The organism is Dysgonomonas gadei ATCC BAA-286, assembly GCF_000213555.1.
Lineage (GTDB): Bacteria > Bacteroidota > Bacteroidia > Bacteroidales > Dysgonomonadaceae > Dysgonomonas > Dysgonomonas gadei.
In genome coordinates this window covers 295,601-313,477 of the sequence record NZ_GL891980.1, presented here as the reverse complement: position 1 = coordinate 313,477, position 17,877 = coordinate 295,601, and the positions used below count along the sequence as shown (strand labels likewise).

At 41.9% G+C, this 17,877-nt stretch carries 12 protein-coding genes; 3 read left to right on the top strand and 9 right to left on the bottom strand.

Annotated elements, in window-relative coordinates; all coding sequences use genetic code 11:
• Positions 1–19 precede the first annotated feature (19 nt).
• The 4 genes from HMPREF9455_RS05220 to HMPREF9455_RS05205 form a co-directional block, all read right to left on the bottom strand.
• Positions 20–1,357: an SLC45 family MFS transporter gene (locus tag HMPREF9455_RS05220; protein WP_006798569.1), complete on the bottom strand. Its 1,338-nt coding sequence runs from the start codon at positions 1,355–1,357 to the stop codon at positions 20–22.
• 22 nt (positions 1,358–1,379) lie between these two features.
• Entirely contained in the window at positions 1,380–2,414 is a 1,035-nt protein-coding gene (locus tag HMPREF9455_RS05215; RefSeq protein WP_006798568.1) for a LacI family DNA-binding transcriptional regulator, read from the bottom strand.
• A 37-nt stretch (positions 2,415–2,451) separates the two neighbouring features.
• Positions 2,452–4,296: a glycoside hydrolase family 13 protein gene (locus tag HMPREF9455_RS05210; RefSeq protein WP_006798567.1), complete on the bottom strand. Its 1,845-nt coding sequence runs from the start codon at positions 4,294–4,296 to the stop codon at positions 2,452–2,454.
• A 634-nt stretch (positions 4,297–4,930) separates the two neighbouring features.
• On the bottom strand, positions 4,931–7,609 hold the full coding sequence (locus tag HMPREF9455_RS05205) for a 4-alpha-glucanotransferase (protein ID WP_006798566.1): 2,679 nt from the start codon (positions 7,607–7,609) through the stop codon (positions 4,931–4,933).
• Between the two features lie 332 nt (positions 7,610–7,941).
• Between HMPREF9455_RS05205 and HMPREF9455_RS05200 the strand changes: the two genes are divergently transcribed.
• The gene (locus tag HMPREF9455_RS05200; RefSeq protein ID WP_044215474.1) at positions 7,942–8,742 is read left to right on the top strand and encodes a threonine/serine exporter family protein; all 801 of its coding nucleotides are present in this window, start codon (positions 7,942–7,944) and stop codon (positions 8,740–8,742) included.
• A gap of 15 nt (positions 8,743–8,757) precedes the next feature.
• Positions 8,758–9,267 (top strand): threonine/serine exporter family protein, encoded by a 510-nt coding sequence (locus HMPREF9455_RS05195; protein WP_006798564.1) that lies wholly within the window; start codon positions 8,758–8,760, stop codon positions 9,265–9,267.
• Here HMPREF9455_RS05195 and HMPREF9455_RS05190 read toward each other — a convergent pair.
• From HMPREF9455_RS05190 to smpB, 5 genes are read right to left on the bottom strand one after another with little or no spacing between them, the layout of a single operon-like run.
• Entirely contained in the window at positions 9,264–10,100 is an 837-nt protein-coding gene (locus HMPREF9455_RS05190) for a metal ABC transporter permease (protein WP_006798563.1), read from the bottom strand. The two genes, HMPREF9455_RS05195 and HMPREF9455_RS05190, sit on opposite strands and share 4 nt — an antisense overlap.
• A 16-nt stretch (positions 10,101–10,116) precedes the next feature.
• Positions 10,117–11,502, bottom strand: a complete 1,386-nt coding sequence (locus tag HMPREF9455_RS05185; RefSeq protein WP_044215473.1) for a DUF3329 domain-containing protein — start codon at positions 11,500–11,502, stop codon at positions 10,117–10,119.
• Between the two features lie 4 nt (positions 11,503–11,506).
• Entirely contained in the window at positions 11,507–15,199 is a 3,693-nt protein-coding gene (gene metH, locus HMPREF9455_RS05180) for a methionine synthase (protein WP_006798561.1), read from the bottom strand.
• Entirely contained in the window at positions 15,192–16,604 is a 1,413-nt protein-coding gene (locus tag HMPREF9455_RS05175) for a DUF3329 domain-containing protein (protein WP_006798560.1), read from the bottom strand. Before HMPREF9455_RS05175 ends, metH begins: the two co-directional genes overlap by 8 nt.
• A 10-nt stretch (positions 16,605–16,614) precedes the next feature.
• A complete protein-coding gene (gene smpB, locus HMPREF9455_RS05170) occupies positions 16,615–17,067 on the bottom strand; it encodes an SsrA-binding protein (RefSeq protein WP_044215471.1) in 453 nt (150 codons plus the stop codon).
• A gap of 193 nt (positions 17,068–17,260) precedes the next feature.
• On the opposite strand from smpB, the gene HMPREF9455_RS05165 reads away from it, so the two are divergent.
• Positions 17,261–17,854 carry a hypothetical protein gene (locus tag HMPREF9455_RS05165; protein WP_044215470.1) on the top strand — a complete coding sequence of 198 codons (594 nt, stop codon included), beginning with the start codon at positions 17,261–17,263 and terminating at the stop codon, positions 17,852–17,854.
• Positions 17,855–17,877: the final 23 nt, after the last annotated feature.

Sequence of the window (17,877 nt, the reverse complement as noted above, 5' to 3'; positions counted from 1 at the left end):
ATTATATTTTAAATGGATATTACTTTATACTCTCCGGTTGTATCTCTGAATTCTTATCCTGTACAAATGCAACAGAGATTGCTGCCAACAACATAGATACGCCTGCTACTACCAGCATAGAAACAGAGCTTCCTCCCACAACATATTTCAATATCAATCCACCTGTTATACCCGCTACAATCTGCGGAATAGTTATAGTTGCATTGAATATTCCCATATATACACCCATTTTACTGGCTGGAAGCGCAGCCGACAGGATGGCATAAGGCATCGCGAGTATAGCCGCCCAGGCAATCCCCACACCGAGCATAGATACCAGCAGCATATATTTATCATCGAAGATATACATCGAAGCCAGCCCTAACGCTCCCATAAGCAGCGCGAACGAATATACTTTCTTCCGTCCCAGCTTATCTGCTATCCGAGCCATAAAAACAGAAAATACAACTGCAAAAACACCATATACCCCACTCAGTACACCATTCCAGTTGCCGGCATCGTTATAAGCCTGAGACAGGGGATCTGTCGTATGCCACACATTTTCGGCTATTCCTCCAATGGAATATACCCACATCAGGAATAAGGCAAACCAGGAGAAGAACTGCACAACTGCCAATTGAAGCATTGTCTTAGGCGTACTTTTAAGAATATCTATAAAAGACCGCTTCAGCTTTTCTTCCTCAGTGATGTTATTGTATTCTTCGTATTCTTTTGGAGGATATTCCTTAACCCTGAAGCTTGTCCATAAAACTGTCAGCAATAGAGCCGTCCCCCCTATATAGAATGACCAGATAACCGATGGTGCTACTTTTTCTCCTATGGCGGGTATATTTTGTATACCAATCCATGTAAGGATAAAAGGTAGGAAAGAGCCAACAACCGCACCTACATTGGTAAGGAAACTTTGGGTGGAATAACCCAGATTCCGCTGCTTGTCGTTTACCATATCACCTACTAAAGAACGGAAAGGCTGCATAGAAACATTAAAAGCACAATCCATGAACAATAACATAAATGCCCCGAAAAATACAGGAGGCATTATAGCTGCAACGAACTCCGAATTAGGCATAAAGAACATAGCTATAGACGAGACTATTGCTCCTCCGAGGATAAACGGAATACGCCGTCCCAACTTTGTCCACGTGCGATCGCTCGACATACCTATAATCGGTTGTACAATCAGCCCGGCTATAGGGGCCGCAAGCCAGAATAAAGGTAGATGATGAGGATCGGCACCCAATGCCGACAATATACGGCTGGTCTGCGAACTCTGTAATGAATATCCTATTTGAATGCCTAAAAATCCGAAACTGAGGTTCCAGATCTGCCAAAAGGTAAGTGTTGGTTTTTGTTTCATGGTATAATTTAGTATGTATTAATCAATCTCCTCCTTCGGCGGGCAGTTCCCGTGTGGTTTGCCTTGCTATTAAAGAGGTCTTTATCAGTCTGTTCTTTCGCGATATATTTTCCGGATTCTCTATTTTCTCCAACATAAGCTGCATCGCTTCCTCCCCTACTTTTTTGGGATGCTGATCCATAGTAGTAAGCATGGGATCGGTATCCTGTGATATATTGGAATTGGAAAAGCCGAAGATTGAAACCTCTTCCGGCACTTTCAACCCAAGCTTTTTTGTAGCCAGTAATATACCCGAGGCTGTATAGTCGTTCATCGCCATAAATGCATCCGGCCTGTCAGGTTCCTGCAAGATCTCCATTGCTCTCTCATAACCGAGCTGCTTGGTATCAGCTATACGCATCAGATTTTCATCTACGGGCAGATGGTATTTGCGCAATGCATCCAGATAGCCATTTCTCCTGTTCTTGGATATTTCGAGATGCAACGGGGCCGAAAAAAAGGCTATACGCTTACAACCTGTCTTTATCATATATTCCACAGCGGTAAATGTTCCCGAATAATCATCTACCACTACCTTATCCGAGTCAATTCCAGTACAAATACGATCAAAAAAGATGACCGGTATATCATTATCTATCAACTCCTGAAAATGGTCGTATTTTGTAGTCATTTTCGACTGCGAAATCAACACGCCACATACACGGGCTTTGATAAGAGTCTGCACATTCCGTATCTCTTTCAGGTAATCTTCCGACGATTGGCATACAATCACATGATAGTCTTTCTCCTCAGCAATAGTCTCCATTCCCGATAATACTCCGGAAAAGAAATGGTTTGCCAATTCAGGAACGATAACTCCTATAATATTGGTATGCTGTGTTCTCAGACTCAAAGCCAACGCATTTGGCTTATATTTATATTTTTTCGCATAGTCCTGTACCAGTTTTCTGGTTTCGAGACTTATATCAGGATTATCTTTTAAAGCCCTCGACACGGTCGAGGGCGATATATTCAAATCTTTAGCAATATCTTTAATTGTTAACGGCCCTTTTTTCATCGTCTCCAAATTTTGAATTTACTTTGTATAAAAGTAATCAAAATTCTAATACCAAGACACTTCGAGGCTGCAATGTTAAAGACCCGTTACTTAAGTTTACAATATTTTCACTTATAACATCCTTTGCCTGACTCTTCGGCAACACTTCTTTATATGGCGAAAGGTCTATCGTTTTTTCACTATCCGATCCTGACAGGAATACAACAACGGACTTATCATTGTATTTACGTTCATAAACATAAACACTATTATTTGTCACAAAATGCTTTAGAGTTCCTTTTGACACAGCTTCATTCCCCTTTCTCCATTGCAATAATTTACGGAGGTAGTCGAAAGCCTCGTTCTGTTGCGGCGTTCTGTTAGCCGAAACGAACAGATCCGTCTTATCATCCTGCCATCCTCCGGGAAAATCGCGACGCAGATACCCGTCTCCTTCTCCTTTATCGGCAGCCATTAATATTTCAGTACCATAATATATTTGCGGGATTCCACGGGTAGTCAACAGGAATGCAAGAGCCTGTTTGTAACGGTTCAGATTCGAAGTTTGTTCTTCGGTCCTGTAAAAACGTGATGTATCATGGTTGTCAAGGAAGATAAGCAATTCCATAGGATCGGCATAAACTATATCCTGAGCCAGATATTCATGTATGCGCGACAGGCCTTGCCCCCAATCTGTAGTTTCCTGATCGAATGCACTGTTCATTATATCTGTAAGAGGAAAATCCATCACCGAACGCAGGTACGAATTCTTCGGATAAGCCAGCTTGCTGTCTTTCTGCCAATAAGCTACTCCTACATTGGTATTAAGCCATGTCTCGCCTACAATATTAAAATCGGGATATTCTTCTGTAACTTCCCTGCACCAGTCCGACATCATGTCATAATCGGCATACGGATGCGTATCCTGGCGAATACCGTCGATACCGGCATATTCTATCCACCAGATACTATTCTGGATAAGATATTTGGCTACATGCGGATTACGTTGGTTCAAATCGGGCATAGTCTCTACAAACCAACCATCCGCGGATCTCTTAAAGTCGTATGCTGATACGTGCGGGTCGAACTGTGTAACCGTCTTATATGAAGTCTGCACATATCCGTCAGGATAATTGAACCAATCTTTAGATGGCCTGTCCTTAAAGAAGAAATGTTCACTGCCACAGTGATTGAAAATCATATCCATCACCACTTTCATCCCTTTAGCATGAACCTTATCCACTAAGTCTGCAAACTCCTGATTAGAACCGAAACGCCGGTCTACTTTATAATAATCCGTTGTTGCATATCCGTGATATGAACCCTCCGGCATATCATTCTCCATCACCGGATTGAACCAGATGGCAGTTACACCGAGATCGTGTATATAATCCACACGGTCGCTTACTCCTTTAAAATCTCCGCCGTGACGGGCATATTGTCCGTTACGGTCTATTTTAGCTTCACGCATCCCTGCAATCACATCATTCGATGTATCTCCGTTTGCAAAACGGTCGGGCATAATCAGATAAAGCACATCCGAAGCATTGAAGCCTTCACGGTCGGCAGAGCCTGATTTCCGTTCTTTTACTTCATATGGAATTATTTTTTTGTCCTTACCCTGCTGTAACACAATATCGAACTTTTCCGGTTGAGATTCAGATAAGTCGAAATATAGGATAAGATAATTAGGACTTTCCAGCTTTACAGTTTCTTTCAGCCTTACCGATTTTGAGGTAATACTTACGTCCGATTTAGCCACACCTTCTCCGTGTATCAATACCTGCAATTCAGGATTTTTCATCCCTGACCACCAAAAAGCAGGATCTACTGTCTTTATATCGATTGCAAAAACCGATAAACTCAGAAAAACAAGTAATAATACTAAATAGATTTTCTTCATGTACTATATAATTTATATTTGATTTACGTCGATTTTGTCGCGCCTGCATTTTTTCAGTTAACAGACAATTGAAACAATATTCTCTCGCAAAAATGCAAAGTCTAACCCCGACATTTAATTCACGTTTATTGACTACATTTAGTTAAAACCTGACATATCTGACAGTTTTTTCATCGTTCTCACCTTCTCGTTTTTGCATCCGTTAACTACATTTAGTTAAAAGGTAACAAAGGTAACACGGAAAGCAATTAATAATTAAGAATGAAAAATTAATAATTAACTTGTCATACCGATCAGAGCGAAATATCCCGTCAGTGAATAGTCGTCAGTAAACAACTTGTATCTCGTGTCTTGTCTACTCGTATCTCATATAACTTTCAACTTACTACTTAAAACTCATTACTTGTTAAAAGGTTACAAAAGTTACAACCTTTCACTCATTTGCTAATATACTAATTTTAACTACGCTTCGTTCCGTTGAACGATGTTTCAAATCTGCTAATTATCTTTTCAAAGAGCTATAAGCTAATAGCTAACGGCTAATAATATAGATAAAGTTATATAAAAAAGTAACACCTGTTCAGTCATCAGTCACCAGTATGATATTATCTAATTTTTCACTCTTCCATTACATCTATTCCCTCCCCGATGAACCTACCATCGATTTAACCCTCCGGTTAAAATCTGTAGCTTCAAGTAATTCTTCCAGGGTAAGATGCATCCTGTACCGCCAATAGTGTTGCGATATAGCGGGGACATTTATGCGCTCATCTTCAGCAACCGGACGTTTCAGTTTATCGTCTATCGACAGCCAGTCCTGAAGTGGCAGGATAGCAAGCATAGCCGGAGAATATAAATGATTACTTACAATCTGTGCGCACAAATCAGATGTACATTCTTCGGGAGCAGCGCCCTGCTTCCACAATACCTGATTGTAATATTGCTGGGTCAGCTGCCTGTCTTCTTTCCACCACAAGCGGAGAGGCGACATATCGTGGGTAGATGTTGTGCAAACACTCAGGTATGGCAGGTGATGCAGGTCGTTGAACAATACCTCCCGTTCTTTTGGCATCCGTTCTATCTCGAGGCTCAATATCTGAAGTTCGTTCATCACCGAAGGCACAGATTCAGGTACCATACCCAAATCTTCACCGCAAACAAGCATCGAAGTCGAAGAAATAAGAGTAGGCAGCTTAGTCATCGCCTGATCGCGCCAATACTGCGAATGGCGGCGATAGAAAAATTCATTATATAACCTGTTGAACGCTTCTTTGGCGCTATCGTCCAAGTCCCTGTACGAATAGTTGTACTGTGCGGTTATACGCGGATGGAACTTGTTTGGTTCGCGTTTGTCTCTTACAAACAGAACTTCGTTACATAAGCTGTATAAACCATCCCGGATAAAACTTGATTTTTCATCCTCCCTGCCGGTAAAATGAGCCTTAATCTTGGCCTGCGTATCGAATTCTTCTTTCAGCTCGAAACGCTGCCATCCGGTAGACTGGAGGTACTTTTCAATTACCTCGGGAACATAGCTGCCGAATATATTACCCAGGAAATTTTCATGAATATAGTGTTTCAGCATCCTGTCCTCATCGAACCAAAGGCCGTAAGAACGGATTTCATCGGCCGTAAGGGGAAGAGCCGGGCTAAAATATCCCAACAATCCCTGAACAGATGACAAAGGTATTTCCCAGATGCGGAAAAATCCCAGAATATGATCGATACGGTAAGCGTCGAAATAGTCTGCCATTTTGCGGAAGCGTTTCAGCCACCAACGGTAACCATCCTTTGCCATTTCTTCCCAATTATATGTAGGAAATCCCCAGTTTTGTCCGAAAAACGAAAAGTCATCAGGTGGCGCCCCCGTCTGTACATCCAGGTTGAACAGATGCGGCTCCATCCATGCTTCCACACTATCGCGGCTGATACCGATAGGGATATCACCCTTGAGAACGACCTCATTCTGGTGTGCGTACTCTTTTACATCTACCAGTTGTTTGTGGAGCAAGTATTGTGTGAAACATGACAATTCGATATGATGTTTTGCTTCTTTGTCTGTTTCGGCCAGTTTAATAAGTTTCTTTTTATCAAAAGCACTGTTTGTCTTCCAGTTTCTGAAATTGGCGGTTTCATATTTATCCCGAAGATAAGAGAAGCAGGCATACGGGAACAACCATTCTTCGTTCTGCTCATAAAAGGCCAGGTAGTCTTTGCTTTTTAATGTATTTGTGCCTGATTGGGTGAAAAGATCTTTTATATAACGCCATTTCAAAGCCAGAACCCTGTCATAATCGACATTCTCCAGAACGTTGAGTTCGCCTGCTTCTCTTTCGTATTTATTATATAGATTCTCATCTTTCAATGGATATGCTTTCAGCCCCAGATAGATGGGATGCAATGCGTAAATGGAGATCGCATTGTAAGGATACGAATCTATCCAGGTGTATGTAATAGTAGTATCATTGATCGGCAATACCTGTATTATTTTCTGTCCGGTCGCCACAGCCCAATCGATCATCTTTCTCAGGTCAGAGAACTCACCTATACCGAAACTGTCGTTCGAACGTAATGAAAATACGGGGATGGATACGCCCGCCGCTTTCCAGTTCAGCCAGCCATAACGGTAGGCGATGGATTCCACCTTAACCAGATCTTCTTTTGCCGGAGAGGAAGGCAATGGTGATAAGACACGGTTGAAACCCTCTTCCCAATGTACAATTTTCTTCGTGCTATTATCATAGATCGCAAGTTTGTATTCCAATGTGGTTTTTATCTGTGGTGCATTGATTGCTACCTGCCAGCTCCCGAATCTTACCTGCGTAAGAGACAGTGCATCTTCAGGTTTCCAATCTCCTAATGCTTTCGAGGCTCCGCAAAGTATCAGTTTCTGATTTTTCTTCACATTCACACAGGTAACATTAATAAGGATAGTCTTCTTATAATATTTGACTTTCGCATTGTCACCATGAGCAAAAAAACTTTCCGAGAAACACGATGTGTAAAGGAATTTCTGTTGAGGTACCCCCCGCCATACATCCTGCACATCGAACTGTTTATCAGTCTCTGTCCTTAACCAGTGCGGGCTTCCCCATTCGTGAGCTACTATGTTGCTTTGGTCTTTTACCAGATATTGGTATTCTATGTCGGTGACATCACCGGCTTCGATCTCCAGCTCCCATATGGATGGAGAAATATTTTTCATTTCCGCGGCTTTATCCTTCTCCCAATTACCCAAAGCAGGCACTGAACCGCAAACATATACAGTCTGTCCCCAATCGGTATGGTAATCTATTTGTAGTTTTAGTCTCATGAATGATGCTTTTTATGGTTTTTAGACTTATGCACTTTGTACATGGCTTTGTCCTAAACAAATCTACATAATAATGAGTTAGAATATATCTGGCTCCTCATTATTTTAGTCGAAATTAACTTGCAAACGATTGCAGGGAGCATGCTAACGAGTTACAAACAGGCGAAATACAAGTTGTTAACTGTTGTCTGTTAACTCTTAACTGAAAATTCTTATCTTTGCATCAGAATTATATATAAGTAAAAGAAAGTATTTAATAATATACTTTTAGTCTATAACAGTCTTTGGTTGTTATACCTACCAAAGTAATAAAAAGGTCTGAGACCTTAACAATGCCGGAATTTAGAAAAATAAACGAAAAAGAAAAAATATCAGCACAGCGGTTTGCCGATCTTATACTCGATATAGGGACATTCCTGCTGGCATCGGGTGCGCATTGCGGACGTCTCAGCAGCAATATAGGAAGGCTGGCCACGACATGGGAGTTCGATATAAATATGAGCCCTACTTTCAATGGCCTCACAGTTACAGTGAAAGACAAGAACGACCCTTCCAATTCCGTCACCTGCTATAAAAACTCTCCTCCACACAATGTACATCTGGCTATACTGACAGCCGTATCGCACATGTCGTGGAAAGTACAGGAGGAGAACCTGCCCATATCTTACGTGGAAAGGGAGTTTACCAGGATAAAAGCCAAGCCTAACTACAAAGATATTGTAGTGGCTGTAGCTGTCGGATTTTCGTGCGGAGGTCTTTGTCTGTTCTCGGCAGGGGACGAAAAAAATGCACTGGTAGCTTTCGTTGCTGCATTTATCGGTTATCTGGTAAGGGTTTTCTTCGCCAAGAAGAAATTCAATCCGATGATATGCATATCTATCGCGGCTTTTATCACAACGTTGATAGCCGGGCTCGGCAGATTATACGGATTCGGAGAGCATCCCGAAGCAGCAATGGCAACCGGAGTTCTATACCTGATACCGGGTGTACCTCTGATAAATTGCGTCATAGACCTGATAGAAGGCTATTTGCCTTCAGCACTGAACCGGGCTTTATTCGGCGGGTTTATTCTGCTTTGTATCGCAGCAGGTATGACCCTGTGTATTACACTGTTGGGAATAGGTAATTTTTAATCAGAAAATTAGCAAATGGAAGAACTGACAATCATAAATATATTCCGCGACTTTATCATTGCTTTTCTCGTCGGATTTTGTTGGGCAATACTGTTCGGCTCGCCTAAACGCCTGTTGTGGGTTGCCGGACTGCTTGGCGGTATGGGGCATGCCCTCCGCTTCATCCTTATACAGCTCGATTTCGGGATGATAACGGCTACATTAGCCGGTTCGGTACTGATAGGGCTGATCGGCATTTTCGCGGCACACAGGGTAGACAGCCCGCCGGTAGTATTTACCATGCCGGCCTGTATTACAATGATTCCGGGTATGTTTGCCTATAAAACGATGCTGGCGGGAATAAAGGTTACCGACCTGCCTACAGTGGAACAAAACCCGCATATACTGATAGAGATGTCGCACAACCTGATGCTTACCATGTCATTACTGTTTACATTGGCGATAGGCATCTGTATAGGAGCGCTGCTTTTTCGCAAGTCGAGTGTGAAGAATATATCGTTTAAAGATGTGATAGGAAAGGGTTAAGAAAGAGCCTTTTCCCGCCTGCTTTTCTGAATGGCTTTCACTATCCAGCGCGATATAAGGAATACAATTATCTGCGTGAAGATAATAAATACCCCTGACGGAACATCCAATACCGCAGACATGAACAGGCCTACAATACACCCGAAGAATCCGATCAGGATGGAAAGAATAATCATCTTTACAAAGTTGGACGTAAACAGGTTGGCTGTCATCTGAGGAACGGTAAGTATCGACATCAGCAACACAATACCTACCAAGCGGATAGAAAGTACGATTGTAATGGCAATCCCCATCATCATGGCATACTTTATCAGGTTGACGGGCAGATTGCGTGTCTTAGCAAAATCGGAATCGAAAGCCGCGAACAGTATCTGACGGCCAAAGAGCAAAAAGACAATAATCAGGACTATGGACAAGATGGCCAGATAAGTGATATCAGGCTTTGTTATCGTGAGTATATTGCCAAAGAGATAATCGGAAAGATTAGGTGCGAAGCCGGGTTTGAGATATATAAAGATAATCCCCACGGCCATTCCCAACGACCAGAAAGAGCCGATTGCCGAATCTTCCCTCACTCCCTGCCTCGACGACAGCCATTCGATACCAAAAGCCGACAAGATGGAAAAGACCATCGCGGCAAATATCGGATTCCACCCGAAATAGAAACCCATACCGATACCTCCGAGCGAAGCATGCGTTATTCCCCCGCTGATAAATACAAGACGGCGTATAACCACATAGGAGCCTATAATACCGCAGGCGATACTGGCAAAGAGGCTACCCAGCAGGGCATTCTGGAAAAAAGTATATGAAAGGAGGTCTATAAATTCCATAACTATAATGATAAAACTACTTAGTTGAATCAGGTTCTATCAGACGAACTGATTGTATATCGTAAAAACGTGAATAACACTCATTCTCCCAATATCCGGGATCATCCGAAAGGTCGGATATATAGTATTCCTCCGGCAACTCGAACCTCTTGGTAAAGACAATGTCATACTCTCCTTTCCCTTTTTGTGCGGCAATATATGCTTCGCGTTCAGTCCAGAAAGATGTCACATAAGTCAGGTTATCATATACCGTTTTATATTGAAAGCCATATATCACCAGCAATGCGACGAAGACAATAACAGCAGTAACCTTTAAATAGTTCGCCCTGAAGTCTATATTGGCCAGCATAATCCCTACCGGTATAAGAAGTAGGACAATGATACCGAACAATGCCCTTTCGGGAAAGATTGGAGAAACTACCATTGCCGCAAGGGCAACAGCCGCCGTAAGGATAAACAAGATAGAACTGTATATTACCTTCTGTTTATCATCTTTCTCTTTGGGAAACTTATTATATACGAATAATAGTACCAGATATACAGCAAATATAATGAGCAGATGATTCCAGATATGGGTCAATATATAATTAATACCCATCAGGAATATGTCTTTATACATTATCTCAGTCTGGCCGAAAGAGGTTGTAACATCCTCAAGACGGACATAATTACCCGGAGCGGCCAGCATAATAAAGCATCCGAGAATTGTCCCTGCAAGCCCTGTTACAGCCCATGTAGGAATTCCTATTTTCTCATATTTATACAGGGCTAATGAAGCTATAATGTAGAAGATAAGCGCTATTGACATATTCTCATTCGTCCATCCGGCAATAATACCAAACAGGAAGAAAAAAACGGCTTTCGCGATATTATTATTGGCCTCCCGCGAACGGTAGCATGCATAATATGAATACAGAAACAAGAGTATAATAAGCGTTCCCCACAGATAATTTGCCGCCCCTGTCTTCCACAGGATAGTAGCAAAGAAAGCGGGCTGGGCAAACCAGATAAGCAGGCTAAATAAGAAGAACAGCACGGGATTCGGTTTATTACCCCTGTTAGCTATCATGTACATCACATAGACGAATGCAACGAATGCAAGCGAGTTTAGTACACACGTCCAGAAAAAGCCTGTCATCAGCATTGTTTCAGCTATAAAATGGACTACGCTGCGTCCGCCCCAGGTCATGTAATGATTGTATTGCGAGGTGAATATATCTGAGAACGATTTTATTCTGGTAGCTTCTTCCCCGTGAACAAAGCTATAATTCCAATCATCGGCATAGAGAGGATACAAGCTATTCAATATATAGATCAGGACAAACATAACAAGCCCGGCCAGAAGCATAAGCGACAGCCTTACTTTATTATCCTTCAATATATAACCGGAAGATTCTTTCATTAAATCATATCAGGTTTGCACTCAGAAACTTGCGAATCTGCTCAGCATCCTCACCCCTTCTTTCTATATATGCCTGTAACTGGTCGTCGAGTATGTTGCCTATATTGAAATACTTGGATTTAGGATGTGAAATAATGATACCGCTCACCGAAGCATTCGGAAGCATCACGCCGTTTTCGGTCAGCTCTACACCTATTTCTTCGGATTGTAACAAGTCCTTATTCAGCAGGAAATTGATCGACTGGTCAGGTATGGACGGATAGCCCACTGCCGGACGGATTCCCTGATATTTAAGTGTAAACATATCATTTACACTTATATTTTCATCGGGTGCGAACGCCCAGTACTTCCGCCTTATTTCGGCATGCAGCCATTCGGTAGTTGCTTCCGCCAGACGGTCTAAAACCGACTTGAGAAGCAATACTTTATATTCATCGCCCTGACGCTCGTATTCGCTCATCAGTTCATTCGCACCTACCCCTGCCGTTACGGTAAATCCTCCTACATAGTCTTTCTTTCCTGAAGACTTAGGTGCAACGAAATCGCATAGAGAGAGGTACTCCTTTTTGTCATTTTTCTTCTGTTGGCGCAGCATCGGGAAACGTATGCCGTCGATATACAGGGATTCATTATCGCTATATGATTCATAAACGCCGAATACAGCATTGATATAACCGGCCTTGTCATATACCAACTGATCGAGCAATGCCTTGGCATCTTTATACAATTGCATACCCTCGGCAGCTTTTTCCCTTTCGTATTCAGGAAAAGAATTCAGCCATGTAGCCTTGCATGAAGGGCAATCATCTATATTCTGCACGGTGGCATAGCGTGCCGACAAATTCCATGAGTGGAAGAAGAACTTCCAGTCTATATAAGGTACAATAGTCTCAACGGGAATATGTTTCAGCGTCTGACGTCCTTTCACCTGTGGTTCGGGAGTTTTATAATCCCCCCAATTCAGTTTCATGCCCTTATCCAGCACTTCGCACAATGGAAGTAAATCCGCTTTCTTATCACCCGCCGTATCACGCAATGAAGCATATTCGGTGCGTACATCTTTTATATAGTCTTCCTTTGTTTTCGGATTTATCAACTTACCCACAGCCGCAGGCGCTTGAGAAGCATCCTTGACATATACCACCGAACCGTTATTGTATTTCGGGTCTATCTTAATTGCAGTATGCAGCTTAGATGTAGTGGCCCCGCCGATCATCAGCGGAATGGTAAAGCCTGCCTTTTCCATTTCATGCGCAACGATGCTCATTTCTTCCAGAGAAGGGGTTATCAGACCACTCAGACAGAGTATATCGGGCTGTTCTTCTTTTACTTTCTGAATAATCACTTCCGGCGGAGTCATCACCCCGAGGTCGATTACTTCATAGTTGTTACAAGCAAGGATAATAGATACGATGTTCTTACCGATATCGTGCACATCACCTTTCACTGTGGCAATAACCAGTTTCCCGGCTTTATTACTTCCTGCCGAAGATGCCTTTTGTGCTTCCAGAGTCGGTTGCAGGATAGCCACTGCACGTTTCATTGTACGGGCAGTTTTTACAACTTGCGGAAGGAACATCTTACCGGAACCAAAAAGATCGCCTACCTTGTTCATACCATCCATCAGCGGTTTATCAATAATATCTACGGCCTTCGGATATACCTGAAGCGCTTCCGTCAGGTCTTCTTCCAAATAGTCGCTGATACCTTTTATCAGAGAATATTGGATACGTTCATCGAGCGGATAAGAACGCCATTCTTCCACTTTCTGCTCTGTCTGTCCTGTATTTTCATTCTTTATCTTTTCGGCATATTCAATCAGTTCATCCGTTGCCTCTGCCCTACGATTGAAGATAACATCCTCCACAAGATTTCTCAGATCGGTAGGAATATCATCATATACAACAGATTGCCCCGGATTTACGATACCCATATCCATACCCCGCTGAATGGCGTAATAAAGGAATACGGCATGCATAGCCTCACGCACATAATCATTTCCACGGAACGAGAATGAGAGATTACTTACTCCTCCGCTGATTTTGGCATGCGGCAGGTTTTCTTTTATCCATGTTATCGTTTCTAAGAAGTCGACTGCATAGCCGCGATGTTCTTCTATACCGGTGGCGATAGCAAGTATGTTGGGGTCGAAAATAATATCCAATGGATTGAATCCGTCATTGACCAATAGATTATAAGCCCTTTTGCAGATTTCGATTCGGCGGGCAAATGTATCGGCCTGACCTGTTTCGTCGAAAGCCATGACAATGACTGCCGCACCATAAGCCTTAACCAGTCGTGCCTGGCGAAGAAAATCTTCTTCTCCACCTTTTAGCGAAATAGAGTTTACAATCGGCTTACCCTGCACACATTTCAGTCCGGCTTCGAGTACCTCCCATTTCGAAGAGTCTATCATTACAGGAATGCGTGACACATCGGGGTCGGATGCCATCAGATTGAGGAAAGTGGTCATTTCCTTCACTCCATCCAGCAGACCTTCATCCATATTCACATCTAGTACCTGTGCGCCATCTTCCACCTGCTTGTGGGCAATAGTCAACGCTTCTTCGTATTTCTCTTCCTTTATCAGACGGAGGAACTTGCGGGAACCCGCCACATTGAGACGCTCCCCTATATTTATAAAGTTGATCTCCGGCTTTGCTTCCAGTAATTCCAGTCCCGACAGCCACATATATTCAGGCTTCCGGGCAGGTTTATGCGGAGTCGCACCTTGTATGAGATCTACATATTTTGCAATGTGATCGGGGGTTGTACCGCAACATCCACCCAGAATATTTACAAGACCTTCGTCAATATATTCTTTTATCTGGCCTGCCATTATTTCGGGCGTCTCGTCATATTCTCCAAACTGGTTTGGCAGTCCGGCATTCGGATAGGCTGAAATAAAATTAGGAGCTATGCGTCCCAATTCTTTCAGGAATGGCTTCATATCTGATGCTCCGAATGAACAGTTAAGTCCGATAGATAAGAAATCGATATGACTGACCGATGCCACAAATGCGCCGACTGTCTGCCCTGACAATGTCCGTCCCCCCTTATCGGAAAGAGTAACAGAAATCATTATCGGCAGGTCAATATTGCGTTCTTTCCTCACCTCATCGGCTGCAAATAAAGCCGCTTTGGCATTCAATGTATCGAAGATAGTCTCGATAAGCAATAAATCCACGCCTCCGTCTGCAAGTCCTTCAATCTGCTCTTTGTAAGCATAATACAGATCATCGAAAGTCACCGCTCTGAATATCGGATTTTCAACTTTGGGACTCATCGAAGCTGTCTTGTTAGTAGGTCCTATAGAGCCGGCAACAAACCGTGGTTTATCAGGATTGCGCTTCGTATAATCGACGGCGGCTTTCTTTGCCAGTCTGGCCGCTTCTGTATTTATCTCCTTTACCAAATCGGACATATGATAGTCTTCCATGGATATGGAAGTCGCATTAAACGTATTGGTCTCAATGATATCGGCGCCTGCTTCGAGATATTCACGGTGGATAGCTTCTATCACATCGGGACGGGTAAGGCAAAGCAAGTCATTGTTACCTTTCAGTAATGTAGTCGAATCTTTAAACCTGTCTCCGCGGAAATCCTCCTCTGTCAGTTTATAGCGTTGTATCATGGTGCCCATGGCACCGTCGAGGATAAGTATTCTATCCTTCAGTATATCGTGTATTTTACTCATTTTTATCTTCTATTTTCTTTATCCTTATGGTATTGACTCCCATATATAAACCAAACTTTTCAATCCAGAAATGCCCCTCTCCCACATAGGCTTCTTTTAGCGTGAAAGCAGCGAAAGGAGATGCTTCCGAGTTGAAATCAGTGTATACTACTATATCTTGTATTCCTTCTTTTTTCTGCCGTTCTATTTCTACAACCCACTCTTTATACCGCATATCAAACAACTTCATCTCGGAATATGTTTCTTTTGCCGAATAAATAAATGTAACAAGTGCGACTATAACCAGAATATAGTTTATTATTCTCAAAGGCAGGAACGATATATCTATATTAGCATATAATATCATAATAGCAACTATCAGGAAAATAAAGATACCACACCATGCCCGAGACGGAAAGTATGGCGCGCCCGACATAACCACTGTGGCAATAAGTGCTACCCCCAGAAACAGGAAAGACAGAATTAATTTTTTCCTCCGCTCTATTTTATCTTTTGGCCCTTTCCTCAAGTATATCAGCAACACACCTGCATATACAGCCATCGGCAAAAACAAGTATATATATGCCAGTTTGATAACTGTAACGAAACGGTAAAAATAGAAAGACAGACTAACATCTTCAAATCCGTGCACATTCAGTAGTTCAAACTTTCGCCTTATATTATTCCCCGGTGAAACTTGCAATATGATGCATCCGATAATAAATCCAATGATACCGAATATCATCCATTTGGGAACAGCAATCTTTTGATACCTCATTATCAAAACCAATGCAATCAGAAAGACGACAAAGGCTAACGATGTATTTTCGTTGGTCCATCCGGCAATAACACCGAATAACAATAAAAAGACACTTCTGAATGCTGCATTATTCCTTTCCCGAGCATCTAAATAATAAGAGACGAACGGATAGATAAACATCAGGATAATCAACGATCCCCAAAGGTAATTGGCACTACCTGTTATCCAGAATAAATTCTGGGACAAATCGGGTAGTAAAAACCATACCGACACAAGCAATACAATGAAGAATATGATATTTGTCTTGTTATTCTTATTTGCTATAGCATAGATAAACAGTAGCAGGAGTATAAATGCAGCAGCATTGAGTATATCGGCCCATAGAGGATTTATCCAGAGTAGAAACTGAGCTATGAAATGGCCTACACAGCGTCCTCCCCATGTGAAATAATGACAATACTGACTTACAAAGATATCCCAAACAGAAGTAATCTCACTTTCGTCGCAAGCGCTGAATGCATATGCCCAATCGTCCATATATACAGGATACAGCCGATTGAGAAGAAAGCAATATACTCCCAATATAAGTATAATTGAAGCAAAAACAACTTTCAATACTTTCGATGAAGCATCACTGTTTTTTTGCATCGATCTAAATAAATCCATCTTTGATATATTATTGTTTCATCGCCCTGTCCATCGCCCGCTTATCGTCTTTTTCACGCAGACTCTGACGTTTATCATATTGCTTTTTACCTCTGGCAACGGCTATATTTACCTTTGCAAGCCCTCTGTCGTTAAGGAAAACACGGGTAGGAACAATGGTATAGCCGGTTTCTTTTACAAGGCGTTGCATTTTTTTCAATTCTTTCTTATTCAGGAGCAATTTGCGGTCACGACGTGCCGAGTGGTTATTATAAGAACCATAGAAATACTCGGCAATATACATATTGCGAACCCACAATTCGTTTTTCTCGAATATGCAGAAAGTATCCACCAGACTGGCTTTTCCTAAACGTATCGATTTTATTTCTGTTCCGGTAAGTACAATCCCGGCAGTATATGTCTCGATAAACTCATAGTCGAAGCTAGCCCGTTTGTTCTTTATATTTATGTTTGGTTGATTCATACTTTTTGTTCTGATAACACACAACTTTTGTTAACTTACAAAAATAGTAAATATTTATTGATCTGCTTTACTGTGATTACGAATCTTCGTTCGCTCCTACCACAGTTTTTCAGTTATACTATATCCGGACTAAGAATTATAAGCTGATAAGGCAATTTTTTATTTATCTTTACATCCGAAAAGAAGTAAAGAAATGAAAAAGCTTTTATTTTTAATACTTCCCGTAATGATTGCTTTTGCTGCTTGCGGAAGTGACGATGGGATAAGTCCGATTAAAAGATGGACGGGAACAAACGACATAAGTGACTTTCAGGCGTATGTAGGTGCAACCGGAGGAGCAAAACCTATTACATATGCGCTGGACACAATGGGTAGAATCGATAGTGCAAGAAACGCTTTTTATACAAGAAAAATGAACTCTGTATACAATGCCGACCTGTTTAAAGAGATGAGTGTTTATTTCAATGAAGACAAAGTAACATATGTCGATTCGATGGGATATTATAAAATAGTATCAACCTATCATTTCAAAGACGACTCTCTTTTCGTTCTGAAAGGCGGAAATAAAGATCTGTTTATTGCTATGGGAAATATGGATACCTTATACAGGACAAAAGGCTATGCCCGCTATATAAGCCCTAAGACAGGGAATGATACGACCTCATATCATGATTTCCCTCTCACACCGGAGATAGTGGCCCGGCTGGCGGGATTCTCAGGAACAGCTGCTATGACCAATACAGGAGATACCATTGTGTGGCTCAACGCCAAATATATATTTAAATAACAGAATCTGAAGAATATTTTTTA